Here is a 14,168-nt window from a genome sequence, read left to right on the forward strand (position 1 = left end):
CTTTCATGCGTTTTGCCATCAACCACATTACCGCGCCGAAGCTTTCCCTCGAGGCGTTCTTTGCGACGGCCCGCGAACTCGGCCTGACAGAAGTCGAAATCCGCAACGACCTGCCTGATATCGTCGGCACGGTGGATCCGGCCGAGGTAAAGGCGGCGGCCGAAAAGGCCGGTGTGACGATTATCTCGATCAATGCGCTTTATCCCTTCAACGTCTGGTCGGGCGATCTGCCTGCGCGGGCCGTCGCCATGGCCGATTATGCGGCGGCAAGCGGTGCCAAAGCGCTAGTCATGTGCCCGCTCAACGACGGTACGCCGGTGTCTTTTGACGATCTCGTCACGGCGCTGAAGGCCATGAAGCCGATCCTTAAGGAACGCGGCCTGATCGGTTTCGTTGAGCCGCTCGGTTTCCCGGTCTCTTCGCTGCGCACCAAGGCCGAAGCGATCAGGGCCATCGATGCGGCCGGTGGCGGCGATGTCTACAGGCTGGTGCACGACACCTTCCACCACCATCTCGCAGGCGAGACGGAGTTCTTCCCCGACCGCACCGGCCTCGTGCATATTTCCGGCGTGATCGATCCTGCCGTCTCCGTCGCTGACATGCTCGATGCCCACCGCGTTCTGGTGGATGGCGACGACCGGCTGGAAAATATCACCCAGATCAGGACGCTCGAGGCGGCCGGTTACAAGGGACCTTACAGCTACGAACCCTTCGCGACGGAAGTGCACGAGCTGAAGGATCCAGCCGCTGCCGTAAAGAGCAGTATCGACCATATCTCCCAGGCGCTCTGACCGCCTTGCCGCCCGCGGTTCGCTGCGGGCGGCGTTTCTTGCGGGCGATTAAAAACCAGAGAAATCAATTCCGCATTTACGGATGATGCTGTAGTCTTCGAGCGACGAGAGAGCAGCAAACAGGCACGGGTATTCTTCAGATCGACTGCGTGAGGCAGGCTTTCTGCCCGCACCGTCCGAAGTAGAGTGGTTGAATTTCCCCTTTATGAAAATAGACAGGAAAACGACGCTTAAGGACGTGGCGCGGGAGGCGAATGTTTCGCTGAGCACGGCTTCGCACGCCATCAACGGCACAGCACCCTTGACCACGCAGGTTCGCGAGCGGGTGCTGGAGGCGGCACGCGCACTCGGTTATCTCGAAAACCGGCGACAGAAGGCGACGATCGCCACTTTGCGTGTCGTGCTTCTGGCCATGACCAATGATGCAGCGCCCCAGAGCGATCTCAACATGGTCAGCTGGACCATGCTGAACGGCTTCCGGCGCGAATGCGAGCGGCGCGGCATTCGCATCGTTCCTTATGTCAGCACAACGAGCCGGCTCGACCCGGTTGCGGTGGCGGCGGCGGCGGATGCCGACAATGTCGACGGTATCGTGATCCTGAACGATGACAGGCCGCAACTGGTCGAGGCGCTGTCTGCGCTTGCGCGGCCGGTGGTGCTGATCAATGGCGAGGACCCGGCCATGATCGTCGATACGGTGACCGCCGAGAACCGTTTTGGCGCGCGGCTCGGTATCGAACATCTGCTGTCGCTCGGGCATCGCAATATTCTGCACATCACCTGGAAAGGGCGCACGACGATCCGCCGCCGATATGACGGTTATAGCGACGCGTATCTCGCGGCGGGTCTCTCTATTCCCGCCGATATGGTCATCGAGGTGGAGAGCTATGAGCCGGAATGGGGTGAGGCCGCCACCCGCCGCCTGCTGGCCGAGGAAAAACCGCTCAGAAACGCCACGGCGATTTTCTGCGCCGCGGATAATCTGGCGCTCGGTTGCCTGAAGGCCCTGACGGAGGCCGGAATCCGGGTGCCGGACGATGTTTCGGTATTGGGGTTTGACGATATCATGCCGGCGGCCTTCAGTGCGCCGCCGCTCAGTACCATCCAGTTGCCCGCCGACAGGCTGGGCGGCGCGGCGCTTGCGCTGCTGGAGCAGCGGCTTGTGGCGGCCGATCCCACCCGCCCGGCGCACCGGCTGGAACTCGGTTGTCGCCTTGTGCTGAGGGGCAGCATCGCGCCGCCCCCGAAGTAGGGTGTTGGAGTATCGTCTAGTGTTGACCGCTGAACAAACTCCAGACGTTTAATTCTCCCGTCATTCCGGCCTTGAGCCGGAATCCAGGCAGCCCAAGTCCTTGGGCTGAAAAGAGTCCTTTCGCCGCGCAGACGCGCGACGGCTGGATCCCGGCTCAAGGCCGGGATGACGGGTAGAGGGGCTTTAACATTCCAATCGTGACGGTCTGCTGTCTCACCGCAACGCTCTTACTCTCCTCACTTCATCCCCGTGCCGGCAATCCCTGTCGTGATGTAACGCTGCAGGAACAGGAATACGACGGTGACTGGCGCCAGGCTGAGGAAGGTCATGGCGAGGATATAGTGCCATTGCACCGAGAACTCGCCCTGGAAGGCGTTCAGCCCCACCTGCAGCGTGAAGTTTTCGCGACTGCTGAGAACGATCAGCGGCCAGAGGAAGTCGTTCCAGCGCCAAAGCACCGAGAAGATGGCTAGAACCGCAAGCGCCGGCGCCGTCAGCGGCAGGATGATGCGCCAGAAGATACGGAATTCGCTTGCCGCATCGACGCGGGCCGCCTCGATCAGCTCATCGGGAATGGTCAGCATATATTGCCGCAGCAGGAACACGCCGGTCGGCGTCGCCACCGTTGGGATAATGACGCCCCAGAGATTGTCGACGAGGCCGACGCCGACGATGACCAGATAGGCCGGTACCATGACGACGGTGAGCGGGATCATCAGGGTGGAGATGATCAGCACGAAGATCGCCTTCTCGCCGCGGAAGCGGTACTTCGACAGCGCAAAGGCGGCCATGGCATTGACGATCAGCGTCAGGACGGTTGCGACGAAGGTGACGAAGACCGAGTTCTTGAGGAAGGTCAGGAAGCTGAAGCGGGTGAGCGGATCGGTGAAGTTCTCCGTCGCGATAGTCAGTTTCTGGACGGGTGTTATTTCCCGCGTATCGACGCTGACCGGTGGGCCGGGATTGGCGGGGTCGACCATCTGGGCTTTCAGGCCGATGCGGCGGACCATGGCCATTTCCCGCTCCATGCCGTCGATGGGGGCTTTCCAGAGGCTGAGCGGCTTGTCGTAACCCTGCACGTCCACCTGCACGGCGGCGCGCGGCAGAAGGCTCGGCGGAAACCGGGTGATTTCGGCTTCCGGTTTCAGCGATGACATGGCGGCCCAGACGACCGGGATGAGGACGGCGAGCGTGCCGCCGATGAGCCAGACCCATGACAGGATATCGGTGAGACCGATCCGGCCGGGGCGGCGGGTGCGCGTGAGGAAGGAGACGGCGTTGGACATGGTCAGGACTCCATCTTTTTGCCGAGGCGCAGTTGCACGAGCGTCAGCGCGAGAAGCACAAGGCCCATCAGAACCGATGCGGCGGACGCAAGGCCGAACAGCCTCAGATCGCTGCCGAAGGCCATCTGGTAGATATATTGCACGACGAATGTATTGGCCGTGCCCGGCCCGCCGCCATTGGTCAGAACCCATGCCTCATCAAAGATTTGCACCGAGCGGATCATCAGGAGGATGAGCACGACGAGCAGGTTGGGGCCGAGAAGCGGCAGGGTGATGCGGAAAAGCGTGCGCCGGGGCGAGGCGGCGTCGATGGCGGCGGCTTCATAAAGGTCCTTCGGGATGGCCTGAAGGCCGGCCAGCAGGATCAGCGTATAAAAGCCCATGTGGAACCAGACCGAGACCACCACGACGAAGAAACGCGACCAGCCGACATCCAGCAGGAAGATTTCCGGCGGCACGCCGAGCATCTGGAAAAAGGCGTTGAGCAGGCCGTTTCGGTCGAGGAACCATTTCCAGATGAGGCCGATGACGACGGGCGACAGCAGCACCGGATAAAAGAACATGGCGCGGAAGAAACCGCGCGCGGCAATCGCCCGGTTGAGGATGAGGGCGGTGATGAGCGCGACCAGCAGCGTGGCGACGACGTTGAAGCCCACGAACCACAGCGTGTTCCAGATCGCCGTCCAGAACAGCGATTCCCGGCAGCTTCCGGGGTCCATGTAGCTCTGGCAATCCAGCAGCTTGCCGAAATTTTCCAGACCGACGAAGGGGCGGTCGGTAATGAGAAGTTCGGTGCCGCCGGTGAAAGCGTAACCGACGGCAATGGCAATCGGCAGGAAGGTGAAGATGCCGAAGAGAACGAGGTTCGGCATCAGGAAAATATAGGGCATGCGCCTTTTGCCGATCAGCCGCTCGATGAAGTTGAGCGGCACTTCGGCAATTGCCATCACGGCATCGAGCGCACGGTCGGACAGTCTCGCAAGCGTCGGATTGGCCATGCTAACCTCTCCCTTCGCTGTTCAGGCGCGGCAACGCCAGTTCGGTGGCGGGATCGAAGACATGCACCTTTTCCCGCGCCGGCATGATCTTCAGCACCGAGCCGGAAGCGGGGGCGAAATGGCCCGCCTGATGCACGATGATCTGCTCTTTCTCGCCCTGGAGATTGCCGTAGAGATAGGTCTCGGTGCCGAGGCTTTCGTGATACTGCACCTCGAAGGGCAAGCCGGCATTGTCGGAGATGGTGAAATGCGAGGGGCGGATGCCCGCGAGAACCGCCTGCCCGGAGCTGACGGCTGCCGGATCGACAAGACAGGGCAGGGACACACCGTAGCCGGCGTCGATGGCGATGCTGCCGTCGCTGCCCTTGGTGATCGTGCCCTTCAGCATGTTCATGCGCGGCGAGCCGAGGAAACCGGCGACGAAGAGATTGCGCGGATTGTCGAAAAGCTCAAGCGGGCTGCCCACCTGCTCGATGCGCCCGGCTCGCAGCACCACGATCTTGTCGGCCATGGTCATGGCTTCCACCTGATCATGGGTGACATAGATCATCGTCGTCTTGATATCGCGATGCAGGCGGGTGATTTCGGCACGCGTCTGCACGCGCAGCGCTGCATCGAGGTTGGAAAGCGGCTCATCGAACAGGAAGATATCCGGTTCGCGCACGATGGCGCGGCCGATGGCGACGCGCTGGCGCTGGCCGCCGGAAAGCTGTTTCGGCTTGCGGTCGAGATAGGGCTCGATGGCGAGCATGCGCGCCGCCTCATTGATGCGGCTTTCGATTTCCGCCCGCTTGAAACGCAGGTTTTCCAGGCCGAAGGCAAGGTTCTTGCGCACGCTCATATGCGGGTAAAGCGCGTAGGACTGGAAGACCATGGCGATCTTGCGCTCGGCCGGAGACAGCGCGCTGACATCGCGCCCGCCGATAGCGATTGTGCCGGCGGTGACGTCCTCAAGACCGGCGATGATGCGCAGCAGCGTCGACTTTCCGCAGCCCGAGGGGCCGACGAAAACGACGAATTCGCCGTTCTCGATCTGAAGATCGATGTCATGCAGCACATGAACGGCGCCGAACGCCTTGTTGAGGTTTTCGAGTTTCAGACTTCCCATCACCTGCTCCCTTCGGGCAAGTTCGTCGTCGCGACGATCTCTTGGCTGTTCCAGCCCTCGGGCAAGGGCGTCGTTCTTTTGATGGCGACATCGCGGGCCGCAAATCCTTCCACGCCGGCAAGATAGACCGCCGGCATTCCGCCGGGATAATCCTCCATTCCGACGATCCTGCCCTCAGCATCCTGCGTCCAGGCATTGGCGCGGCCGGCGGCATGGGGGCTTGGCGCAATATCCGCATTGGTTGGGCGCAGATCGTATTGCAGGCCGGTGCCGAGCTTGCCGGGTTGCTGCGACAGCGTGATGCGCTCCAACCGGACATTGTGAATGCCGGCCTTCGATATGGCGACGAGGTTGATCGCCCCTTCCATGGAGCCGCTCAAGTCTTCCACGACCAGATTGTCGACGCTGCCGGCCTGACGCTCGGGGCGTCGGTCGACGACGGTGACGGTGACAGCCTCACCCGAACCCCAGAAGCCGCCCGGCGTTTCGTGGCATTCGGTCTCGATCCTTGAAAAGCGGATGTTGCGCATCGCGCCGCCATCGCGGGAAAACAGGCCGACGCCGCGATTGGACTGGACGATTTTGCAATCCTCGAACGCGACATTGGTGAAATCGCCGAAGGATTCCGTGCCAAGCTTCAGCGCGCAGCTCATGCTGGAAACGGTGCAGCGGCGAACGGTGATATCGGCGCAGGCTCCCACCGCCTTGCCATCCGGCCCGGCGCTGGTCTTCAGGCAGATGCCGTCATCGGCGGTCGAGATGAAGCAATCCTCGATCAGGGCGCGCCGGCAGGCATCGAGCACAATGCCGTCGGTATTCGGCAGGCGGCGGTCGTTTTCGATGCGGAGATTGCGGAAATGAAGGTCTTCGCAATCGACCATGTGCAGCGTCCACATCGGCGAACCACTGACGGAGAGGTTTTCAAGGCGCACGTTGCGGCAGCTTTCCAGCACCATCACGCGTGGGCGTTTTTTCGCCGGGACATAGGTGCCCATGGCCTTGTCGTCGCCGACGATGAAGTTTTCACCGCCGGCCTCGATGCGGCCGGGACCGGTGACGGCGATATTGCTTGCGCCGCTGGCGATGATCATGCCGCGATCGGAGTCTTCGGCAATCACCGAAACCCGGGTCAAGGCATAGGCGTCGTAATCGGAAACGGGGGCAAGTACCGCATCTTCCGCAAGGTGCAGTTCCACGCCGCTTTTGAGATGGAGGCCGGCGCTGACGTGACGCCCGGCCGACAGAGACACGCGCCCGCCGCCTGCGGCCGACACGGTGTCGATAGCCTGCTGGATGGCTGCCGTGGCATCGAGGCCACCTGCCGCGACTGTTATGTCCTGACTGATGTTCATGATGCTCACGATGCCTTTGGCCTTTTCAGAAAAACGTCGATCAGAAGCAGCATGGTCAGCGCCTGCCCGTAGGGCGTGGGCAGATTGGGAATGCGGCGGTAGAAGTCGAGATCGTGGCCCATCGGCGTGCCGTCGGAAACGCCGTGGACGACGCCTTCGTCGTCGATATTGCCAAGCACCGCCTTCAGTGCGCGTTCCGCATGCGGGCGATTTTCTTCGCCGAGAATACCGGCCTCTATGCCGCGCAGAATGCCATAGGCGATGCCGGCCGTCGCCGATGTCTCGACCGGCGATGTCGGATCATCGAGCAGCGTGTGGAACATGCCGTCCTCGCGCTGATATTGGCGCAGCGACCGCACCTGGCTTGCCAGCACATTCGCGAGGAAACGCCTGTCCTTTTCGCCAAGCGTGGGCACTAGTTCGAAAAGCTCGGGAATGGCGACGGTGATCCAGGAATTGCCGCGCGCCCAGAAGGCGTCAGCGAAATTATGACGTCCGTTGAAGGTCCAGCCGTGATACCAGAGCCCAGTGACGGGGTCAGACAGATAACGCGTATGGATCATGAACTGGTAGACCGCCTCGTCGATCCAGTCCTGACGTTTGCAGACGACGCCGGCGCGGGCGAGGAACAGACATGCCATGAACAGCGTGTCGTCCCAGAGTTCGCCCTCATTCAGCCGCTCCTTGACGACATGCTGGAAGCCGCCATCTTCGGTTTTCGGCAATTGATGCACCAGCCAGTCGGCCCAGTCTTCCACCAGCGCCCGGAAATCCGGCCGGTCGACATGTTCGGTGAGGATGACAAGCGGCAGCATCGGCGCGGAACTGTTGATCTGGCGCGGCGGCAGGCCACGGTCGATCTGCCAGCCGTACCATGTCACGAGGTCGTCAATCGCCTTCCGGTCGTTGGCGGCGAGCGCCCGGCGCAGGAAACCGTAAAGGCCGACACCCACTTCCCAGTCCCATTCGTCGAACTGGATCTTGCCATCGGAACTGCCGCTGACCAGACCTTCCTGAATGCCCTTGAGGCGGCTGAAGGCGGCGGCGACATTGTCGATTGTCGTCCTGAGAGTGTCTTTTTCCATGCTTGGCTGGTTCATCTGTCAATTCCGCTTACGAGTAGAAGGGTTTTGCAGCGCTGCCCGAAGCTGGGTCGGCGCTGTCGAAGGTGATTTCCGGCTGGGGCTGGCCGTGGTCGAAGGCCATGGCCTGCCCGCCAATGGTGAATGCGCCGTCCCAGGTCAGGGTAAGCTCAGCTCCGCCCGGCGGCGTGACCGAGAGCAGCCGGCTTTCGGCATCGAAGCTGATCTGCGTGGCGAGGGTTTTTTCCCGAAAACGGGCAAACTCCACGACATCCCCGCAGCCGATGATGCCGACCCAGCCGGCGCGGCGGCCCGGCGATCTGATCTCGCGACTGGCGGTGGCGCCGGTGGTGATGGGCTCGAGCCCGTTGGTCGCATAAAGCGCGGCAAAGCCACGGCCCGAGCGGGTGATGAGCCAGTTGCCCTCCACGAGCACCTCGTCCAGCCCGTCGCGGCCGAGATAAGCATGGGTCCAGTCGTTGCGGTGATCCTGCGTATCGAAGATCAGCATCGCCAGATCGCGATGTTGCACCACGCGCGGCAGGATGCCGCTTCCCGCCCAATAGGAGGGGCGCTGGGTGCCCCACGGATCGTCTTCGCCCGGATGATTGACCCAGAGCCGCGCCATCGGGTGGCCGGCAAGCTTGATGTCCATGACGTGCTGCTGATGGCCCTTGCGGCCGGTCTTGTGATCGACAACGGTGGAAAGCTGGGCGGCCTCGTTCTTGAAGAGCACGAGCTTGGCGGGCTCCAGACCCTGCGCATACCGCGCCTCGACCATGCGGCCGCCTGTCAGTTGGGAAAGGGAGGCGAGATGCGCCGGTGGCAGGTAATCGCCGCAGCAGAACATCGGCAGCGAGGCAACGCCATTGTTCAGCCAGCCCTGACCGAAGGCGACCTGCGCAAAGGGCGCCAGTTCCGTCAGCGGCCCGGCGCGCAGCTCCTTGTCATAAGCCCGCCCTTGCGAACCGGAGGGAACGCCGCCGAGCGTGTGCAATGCGATCATTTCGAAGATGAGATCGATCTGGCGGCGCGCGCGGGCGGCAAGCTCCGGTCCCGCCCAATGTTCGATGGCGAGAAGGCCGATGAAATCCACCGGATAATAGGCAGCGGAGTTCCACTCGGCCAGCCCATGCGCCTCGACGCTGTCGAACCAGCGCCCCAGCCGGTCTGCCGCCAGCGCCGCCTGTTCTCTGCCGGTGCGGCCGGAGGCGGTGAATACGGCATCCGGCAGATATTCGCCAGCCAATAACTGGCTGGTGTGGAAGCAGAGAACATGGTTCTCGCTCCAGAACCACATGACGTCATTGCCCGGTTCGTCCACCCAGTAGCGATAGCCGAGGATCGAGGCATCGATCCGCGCCCGCATCTCGGCCGGCAGGCGGTCCCCATAGGCGCGCACCAGCCACAGAAGCGGGATCATCACGAAATCGGAGCAGTCTTCCCGCCGATCGATGGAATGCAGCGTCGCATCGACGATCCCGCCGATCGTCTCGATATCGTCGCTGCCGGTGGCGACCATCGCCAGCGCGCGGCCGATGCGCCAGGCACCGAAACGGGCGCTGAAGGAGAGAGCGGCTTTTTTTCGCTCGTTGATATCGGCATCGGATGCTTCCGGCGCGATATCATGCATGAACGCCGCGTCGATGACGCGGGTTACCGTTCCCGCTCCCGAACCCATGGTGATTTTGACACCGTGATATCCGTCCGAAATGCCTGTCGTTTCAGGGATCTTCAGCGAGGATTGCCCGGCCTTCAGCACCGTATCCACTTCCGCGAGCGAAGCGCGCTCGTGCCCATGGCTTTTGACGGCAATGTGCACCGGCAGGTCGCTAGCTGGCGCCGCCCCGAAGACCAGTTCGAGGGCTGTGCCGGAAAACACGTCACGCGCCGGGCGAACATCGCGCACCAGCGCGGCGAGACGCTTCGTTTCCTCCCGGTCGAGCGGCACGGGCAGCACGACGGTCAGCGGTGTGGCGTCGACGACCTCAAGCTCGAAGAACCAGATGATGTCGCGTTCCGCCAGATCCTCGCAGAGCAGCAGCACCTCGTTATCGCCGGCTCCGAGATCGAGCGTGATGTCACGGCTGCTTTCGACATTGCGGATGAAAGGTTCGAAACGGACCTGTTCGACGCCGCCTACCCAGATGCGGACGCCGCCGCAGGTGCGCAGCCGAAAATGCGCCTGTCTTGCCGCATCGCTACGGAAGGTGCCCTTCAGCCAGCGCTGCACATGTGTGGGAACGTGCCAGAAACCCGTGAATTCGACGCGGCGATTGGAGCCCGGCAGATTGAGGTGCGATACCGGCCAGCTGGTATCGGGTGCGATATCGCGGCCGATCATGGTCTGCTGGAAAGCCTTGCGGCAGGGCAGGTCGCCCACATCCACGAAACCGTTGATGAAGCGATAGTTCACGCGGTCTTCGGCGGGGGCTGCGGTGCCGGGAAACGACGTCTCCACCAGATCGGAGACGATCCAGGCGGTCACCGTTTCGCCGTTTGCGACGGTATATGTCGGCTGCGACGCGTTCGCCGCAAATGGTCCATCCGTCATAATGGATCGCCTCCCGTCGATCTTTATGAAATTATTTTCACAAACCGATTTTCGCTTTTCTGCGTCGATTTGTGCGATTTATGCAAAACAAACAGCTTGACGTTTATTCTGTCAAGCCGCAAAACATTATAAATCGAATTAAGCAGAGGAGCTTCCGTTCGATTTATGAAAATATTTTCATTGGGAGGATGAGCATGATGAAATTGTTTTCGGGCGTCAGCGCCCTTGTGGTGGCCTCTGTCGCCGGTCTTGCGACGGCCCAGGCCGAGACCCGCACGATTACTTTCCTTTTTACGGATGACGACCAGGGTTATGTGCAGCGCATGTCGGAACTCAGCAAGGAGTTCGAGACGGCCAATCCGGGTGTGAAGATCAATTTCGTGTCTTCGGGTTATGACGCGGTTTCCAAGCAGCTGCCGGTGCAGCTGGCGGTCGGCGAAGGTCCTGACATCGCCAAGATCACCGACTGGCAGCTTGCGCCCTATTATCTCGACATGCGCCCCTATATGAAGGATGCGGAAGCCTTCGCGAAGTTGCACGGTTCCAGCCTCAACCAGCTTCGCCTGCCCAATGTCAACGATCCGCAGTCGATCAACGGTTACATGGCATCGCAGACGCTGAACCTGCCCTTCGTCAACAAGACGCTGTTCGAGCAGGCGGGCGAACCCTTGCCCGGCCCGACCGCAAAGTTCAGCGAGATCGTCGAGGCCTCCGCCCGTGTCGCCAAGGCGACCGGCGTGCAGATTCCCTTCACCATGGACCGTTCCGGCCACCGCTTCTCCGGCGGCGCCTTTGCTTATGGCGCGACCTATGTGAAGGACGGCAAGTTCAGCTTCCCGGACGATGCGGCGAAAAAATATATCGCCGATATCTATTCATGGACGCAGAATGGCAGCTTCCCAAAAGAGATGTGGGGTGCGGCCGGCGGTTCGCAGTACAAGAACATGGGTGACGAGTTCGTCAACGGCAATGTCGTGACCTATCTGGCCGGCAACTGGATGGTGAATCCGTTCCAGAACAAGATCGGCGACAGTTTCGAATGGACGGCGATCAATGCGCCCTGCGGTGAGGCCGGATGCTACGCCATGCCCGGCGGCACCGCCATTGTCGGCTTCAAGCGCACCAAATATCCGGAAGATGTGGCTCACTTCATCGAATTCCTCGGCTCTGAAAAGGTGCAGCGGGAAATCGCCGAGAACTACGTCATCCTGACCGGCGCGGAGATCGTCGATCCGCAATACAAGCTGAAGAGCGAAGACGCCAAGGCGGCGATGAAGGTGTTCCTCGACAACAAGAAGAACGTGCCGCAGGCCGCCCGTGAGTTCGAACGCGCCAAGGGCGGCAGCGCCATGTATCAGCAGATCGTGCAGCGCATGAGCCAGCTCATCGTCGGTGAGTTGACGCTCGACCAGACCTACAAGGTTCTGGAAGATGACGTCGCCAAGATCAACGAGGCCGTCGCGGTCAAGAAATAACGGCCCGACCGTCCGCCTCCGGCGGAATGATGAAGCTCTCGAAGGATATGCCCGGAGGGGTGCTCCGGGCATATCGCGCCGTTTCTTTCCGAAGGCGGCGCATTTTCGCTGGAGCAATTGCCGCAGGGAGCCGTTCCCGGCGGCCCATCGAAAAACTGAAATACGCTCCGTTTAAACCTGACGATGAGGCGCGCGGAACGCCGCGCCGCCTGTTTTCGTCACGCGTCACTCGCTGAAAATCATAGGATTCGTCATGGCCAGACTGAAAATGTCGTCTTTCTTTTCCGCACGTTCGAGCCTGCTCGCCTCCGTCGCATTGCTGGTTCTGGTTCCGGGCGCGCAGGCGTTCGATCGCACCGGGCCGGCAGGTGAGGGTTATGCCATCACGGTGCCGGAACCGGCGGCAACATATCCGCTGCCGCTTGCCGACAATTATCGCAACCAGACCGGCAAGAATGAGAAGGGCGAGGCGGTTCGCGCCTATGATGACCGGGACAACCCGATCATCGAAATCCTCTCCGGTTTCAACCGCATCTGGACGCTTGGCGATGAAAAATGGGCGGATGGCGGCGCCAATGGCGATGGCCCGGCGGATTTCAGCCATGTGAAGATCGTCGATCCCGCGGTCTGGCAGGAAAACATGCGTTACGTGCTGTCCGTCACCGGCGAGAACCGCACGCGCGCTGCCGCTTTCGAAGCCTATATGAATGACCGCCGTTCGCAGGGTTACAGTGTCATCGACGGAATGGGGCCGCTTGCTGCCTGGTATCGCGAAGGGGCGGGCGCAACGACGACGATCAATCATACGCTCGCTGATTTCGACCCGAACGAGGTCATCACCCGCAAGGAAGACGATAAGGGCACCGAGGCAGGTACCGCCGATAGCGAACTGAAGGATTTCGTCGCCTTCATGAAGGTGATCCGCGGCCCGGAGGGCACGACGTCGCCGGCGAAGTATTTCTATTCCTCACCGCGGCCCTGGCGCATGAACGACAAAGGCGAGGTGATCGAAACCGGCAAGGAGACGATTGGCGACCGCAGCTTCGAAAGCCATGACAGCGATCCGGGCGTCACCGTGCCGGCGCTGAAATATGCGCGGGAAAATCGCGGGCGCGGCAAGGATGGCGGTTTTCCGAGCGGGCACACCAATGCCGCCTATCTGGCCGCCATCGCCTATGCCTATGCGGTGCCGGAGCGCTTTTCCGAATTGCTGACGGCTGCCTCCGAACTCGGCGAGAGCCGCATCGTCGCCGGCATGCATTCGCCGCTCGACGTGATCGGCGGCCGCATCACCGCAACCGCCATGGCCGCGGCTATGTTGCAGGACCCGAAAAATGCCGAGGTGAAGAAGGCGGCGCATGAGGCCTTGCAGGCCTATTTCACTAAGCGCCTGCCGCAGGGCCAGTCGCTCATCGATTTCGCCCATGGCGCAAAGCCGGATGTCGACCAATTTGCCGATGCGGCGAAGAACGGGGCGGATTATCGCAGGCGCATGACCTATTCCTTCAGCCGCGACAGGGCCGCAGGCGATGCGCCCATGGTGGTGCCGAAGGGGGCGGAGGTCCTGCTGGAGACACGTTTGCCCTATCTCGATGCCGCCCAGCGGCGCGCTGTGCTGTTTTCCACCGGCATCGAGGCCGGTTATCCGCTGCTGGATGACAGCAATGGCTGGGGCCGCATCAATCTGGTCGCTGCCGCCAGCGGTTACGGCGCGTTTGACGGCGATGTCGAGGTGACGATGGACGCTGCCGCCGGCGGGTTCAATGCGGCGGACAGATGGACGAACGATATTGCCGGGGCAGGGCGTCTCGTCAAATCCGGCAGCGGAGCGCTGACGCTTGGCGGCCATAACAGTTATGGCGGCGGCACCATTCTCAGGGAGGGAACGCTGGTGGCGTCATCTGCCGATGCGCTTGGAACCGGCGGCGTGCTGGTCAGCGGCGGCACGCTTTCGCTCGGCGGAGAGACGGATCTTGTCATCGGCGGCGATTATACGCAGTCGGGCGGCACGCTGGCGGTCGACCCGCAGAAGGCTGCGCTTCGGATCAAGGGCAATGCGGTGCTGGATGGCGCGACGCTGAAGCTCACTTTCGATGGCGGCGCGCCGGCCGCCGGCACGCGGCTCGATGTGATTTCCGCCAACGGCCTGACCGGGACATTCGCCACGATAGATGCGGGCAATGTGAAGCTGCGGCCGGTCTATACCGGTTCGGCACTTTCGGTGGTGGTCGAATAGGCCGATGCAAGAGGCCTGCCGGGCGCGGTTTAAG

The 14,168-nt window shown here is 61.8% G+C and carries 10 protein-coding genes; 4 read left to right on the top strand and 6 right to left on the bottom strand.

Annotation, left to right across the window (positions count from 1 at the left end):
- The first annotated feature begins 5 nt into the window (after positions 1-5).
- Entirely contained in the window at positions 6-791 is a 786-nt protein-coding gene (locus tag PH605_RS13800; RefSeq protein WP_142845186.1) for a TIM barrel protein, read from the top strand.
- Positions 792-996: 205 nt separating this feature from the next.
- Positions 997-2,043 (top strand): LacI family DNA-binding transcriptional regulator, encoded by a 1,047-nt coding sequence (locus PH605_RS13805; protein WP_193559577.1) that lies wholly within the window; start codon positions 997-999, stop codon positions 2,041-2,043.
- Between the two features lie 236 nt (positions 2,044-2,279).
- Here PH605_RS13805 and PH605_RS13810 read toward each other — a convergent pair whose 3' ends face one another.
- Genes PH605_RS13810 through PH605_RS13835 form a run of 6 tightly spaced genes read right to left on the bottom strand, consistent with a single transcriptional unit; the run spans position 2,280 to position 10,423 of the window.
- The gene (locus PH605_RS13810; RefSeq protein ID WP_020808844.1) at positions 2,280-3,329 is read right to left on the bottom strand and encodes a carbohydrate ABC transporter permease; all 1,050 of its coding nucleotides are present in this window, start codon (positions 3,327-3,329) and stop codon (positions 2,280-2,282) included.
- 2 nt (positions 3,330-3,331) lie between these two features.
- A complete protein-coding gene (locus PH605_RS13815; RefSeq protein WP_020808843.1) occupies positions 3,332-4,327 on the bottom strand; it encodes a carbohydrate ABC transporter permease in 996 nt (331 codons plus the stop codon).
- 1 nt (position 4,328) lies between these two features.
- A complete protein-coding gene (locus PH605_RS13820) occupies positions 4,329-5,435 on the bottom strand; it encodes an ABC transporter ATP-binding protein (RefSeq protein ID WP_142845184.1) in 1,107 nt (368 codons plus the stop codon).
- The gene (gene pglB, locus PH605_RS13825; protein WP_161987891.1) at positions 5,435-6,787 is read right to left on the bottom strand and encodes a polygalacturonase PglB; all 1,353 of its coding nucleotides are present in this window, start codon (positions 6,785-6,787) and stop codon (positions 5,435-5,437) included. Before pglB ends, PH605_RS13820 begins: the two co-directional genes overlap by 1 nt.
- Before the next feature lie 5 nt (positions 6,788-6,792).
- Positions 6,793-7,887 (bottom strand): beta-galactosidase BglB, encoded by a 1,095-nt coding sequence (bglB, locus tag PH605_RS13830; RefSeq protein ID WP_142845182.1) that lies wholly within the window; start codon positions 7,885-7,887, stop codon positions 6,793-6,795.
- Positions 7,888-7,900: 13 nt separating this feature from the next.
- Positions 7,901-10,423, bottom strand: coding sequence for a hypothetical protein (locus PH605_RS13835; RefSeq protein WP_142845181.1), 2,523 nt, complete (start codon positions 10,421-10,423; stop codon positions 7,901-7,903).
- Positions 10,424-10,617: 194 nt separating this feature from the next.
- On the opposite strand from PH605_RS13835, the gene PH605_RS13840 reads away from it, so the two are divergent.
- Both PH605_RS13840 and PH605_RS13845 read left to right on the top strand, forming a co-directional pair.
- Positions 10,618-11,898: an ABC transporter substrate-binding protein gene (locus PH605_RS13840; protein WP_031233411.1), complete on the top strand. Its 1,281-nt coding sequence runs from the start codon at positions 10,618-10,620 to the stop codon at positions 11,896-11,898.
- 253 nt (positions 11,899-12,151) lie between these two features.
- Positions 12,152-14,134, top strand: coding sequence for a phosphatase PAP2 family protein (locus PH605_RS13845; RefSeq protein ID WP_142845180.1), 1,983 nt, complete (start codon positions 12,152-12,154; stop codon positions 14,132-14,134).
- The last annotated feature ends 34 nt before the right edge of the window (positions 14,135-14,168 follow it).

Origin of the sequence: Agrobacterium sp. CFBP 3001 (assembly GCF_027871605.1) — a bacterium.
GTDB classification, from domain to species: Bacteria; Pseudomonadota; Alphaproteobacteria; order Rhizobiales; family Rhizobiaceae; genus Agrobacterium; species Agrobacterium leguminum.

What these genes read in the sequence shown, in the direction of transcription:
- PH605_RS13800 (WP_142845186.1), top strand. Translation starts at nt 6, where the DNA reads ATGCGTTTTGCCATCAACCACATTACCGCGCCGAAGCTTTCCCTCGAG.
- PH605_RS13805 (WP_193559577.1), top strand. Translation starts at nt 997, where the DNA reads ATGAAAATAGACAGGAAAACGACGCTTAAGGACGTGGCGCGGGAGGCG.
- PH605_RS13810 (WP_020808844.1), bottom strand. Translation starts at nt 3,329, where the DNA reads ATGTCCAACGCCGTCTCCTTCCTCACGCGCACCCGCCGCCCCGGCCGG.
- PH605_RS13815 (WP_020808843.1), bottom strand. Translation starts at nt 4,327, where the DNA reads ATGGCCAATCCGACGCTTGCGAGACTGTCCGACCGTGCGCTCGATGCC.
- PH605_RS13820 (WP_142845184.1), bottom strand. Translation starts at nt 5,435, where the DNA reads ATGGGAAGTCTGAAACTCGAAAACCTCAACAAGGCGTTCGGCGCCGTT.
- pglB (WP_161987891.1), bottom strand. Translation starts at nt 6,787, where the DNA reads ATGAACATCAGTCAGGACATAACAGTCGCGGCAGGTGGCCTCGATGCC.
- bglB (WP_142845182.1), bottom strand. Translation starts at nt 7,887, where the DNA reads ATGAACCAGCCAAGCATGGAAAAAGACACTCTCAGGACGACAATCGAC.
- PH605_RS13835 (WP_142845181.1), bottom strand. Translation starts at nt 10,423, where the DNA reads ATGACGGATGGACCATTTGCGGCGAACGCGTCGCAGCCGACATATACC.
- PH605_RS13840 (WP_031233411.1), top strand. Translation starts at nt 10,618, where the DNA reads ATGATGAAATTGTTTTCGGGCGTCAGCGCCCTTGTGGTGGCCTCTGTC.
- PH605_RS13845 (WP_142845180.1), top strand. Translation starts at nt 12,152, where the DNA reads ATGGCCAGACTGAAAATGTCGTCTTTCTTTTCCGCACGTTCGAGCCTG.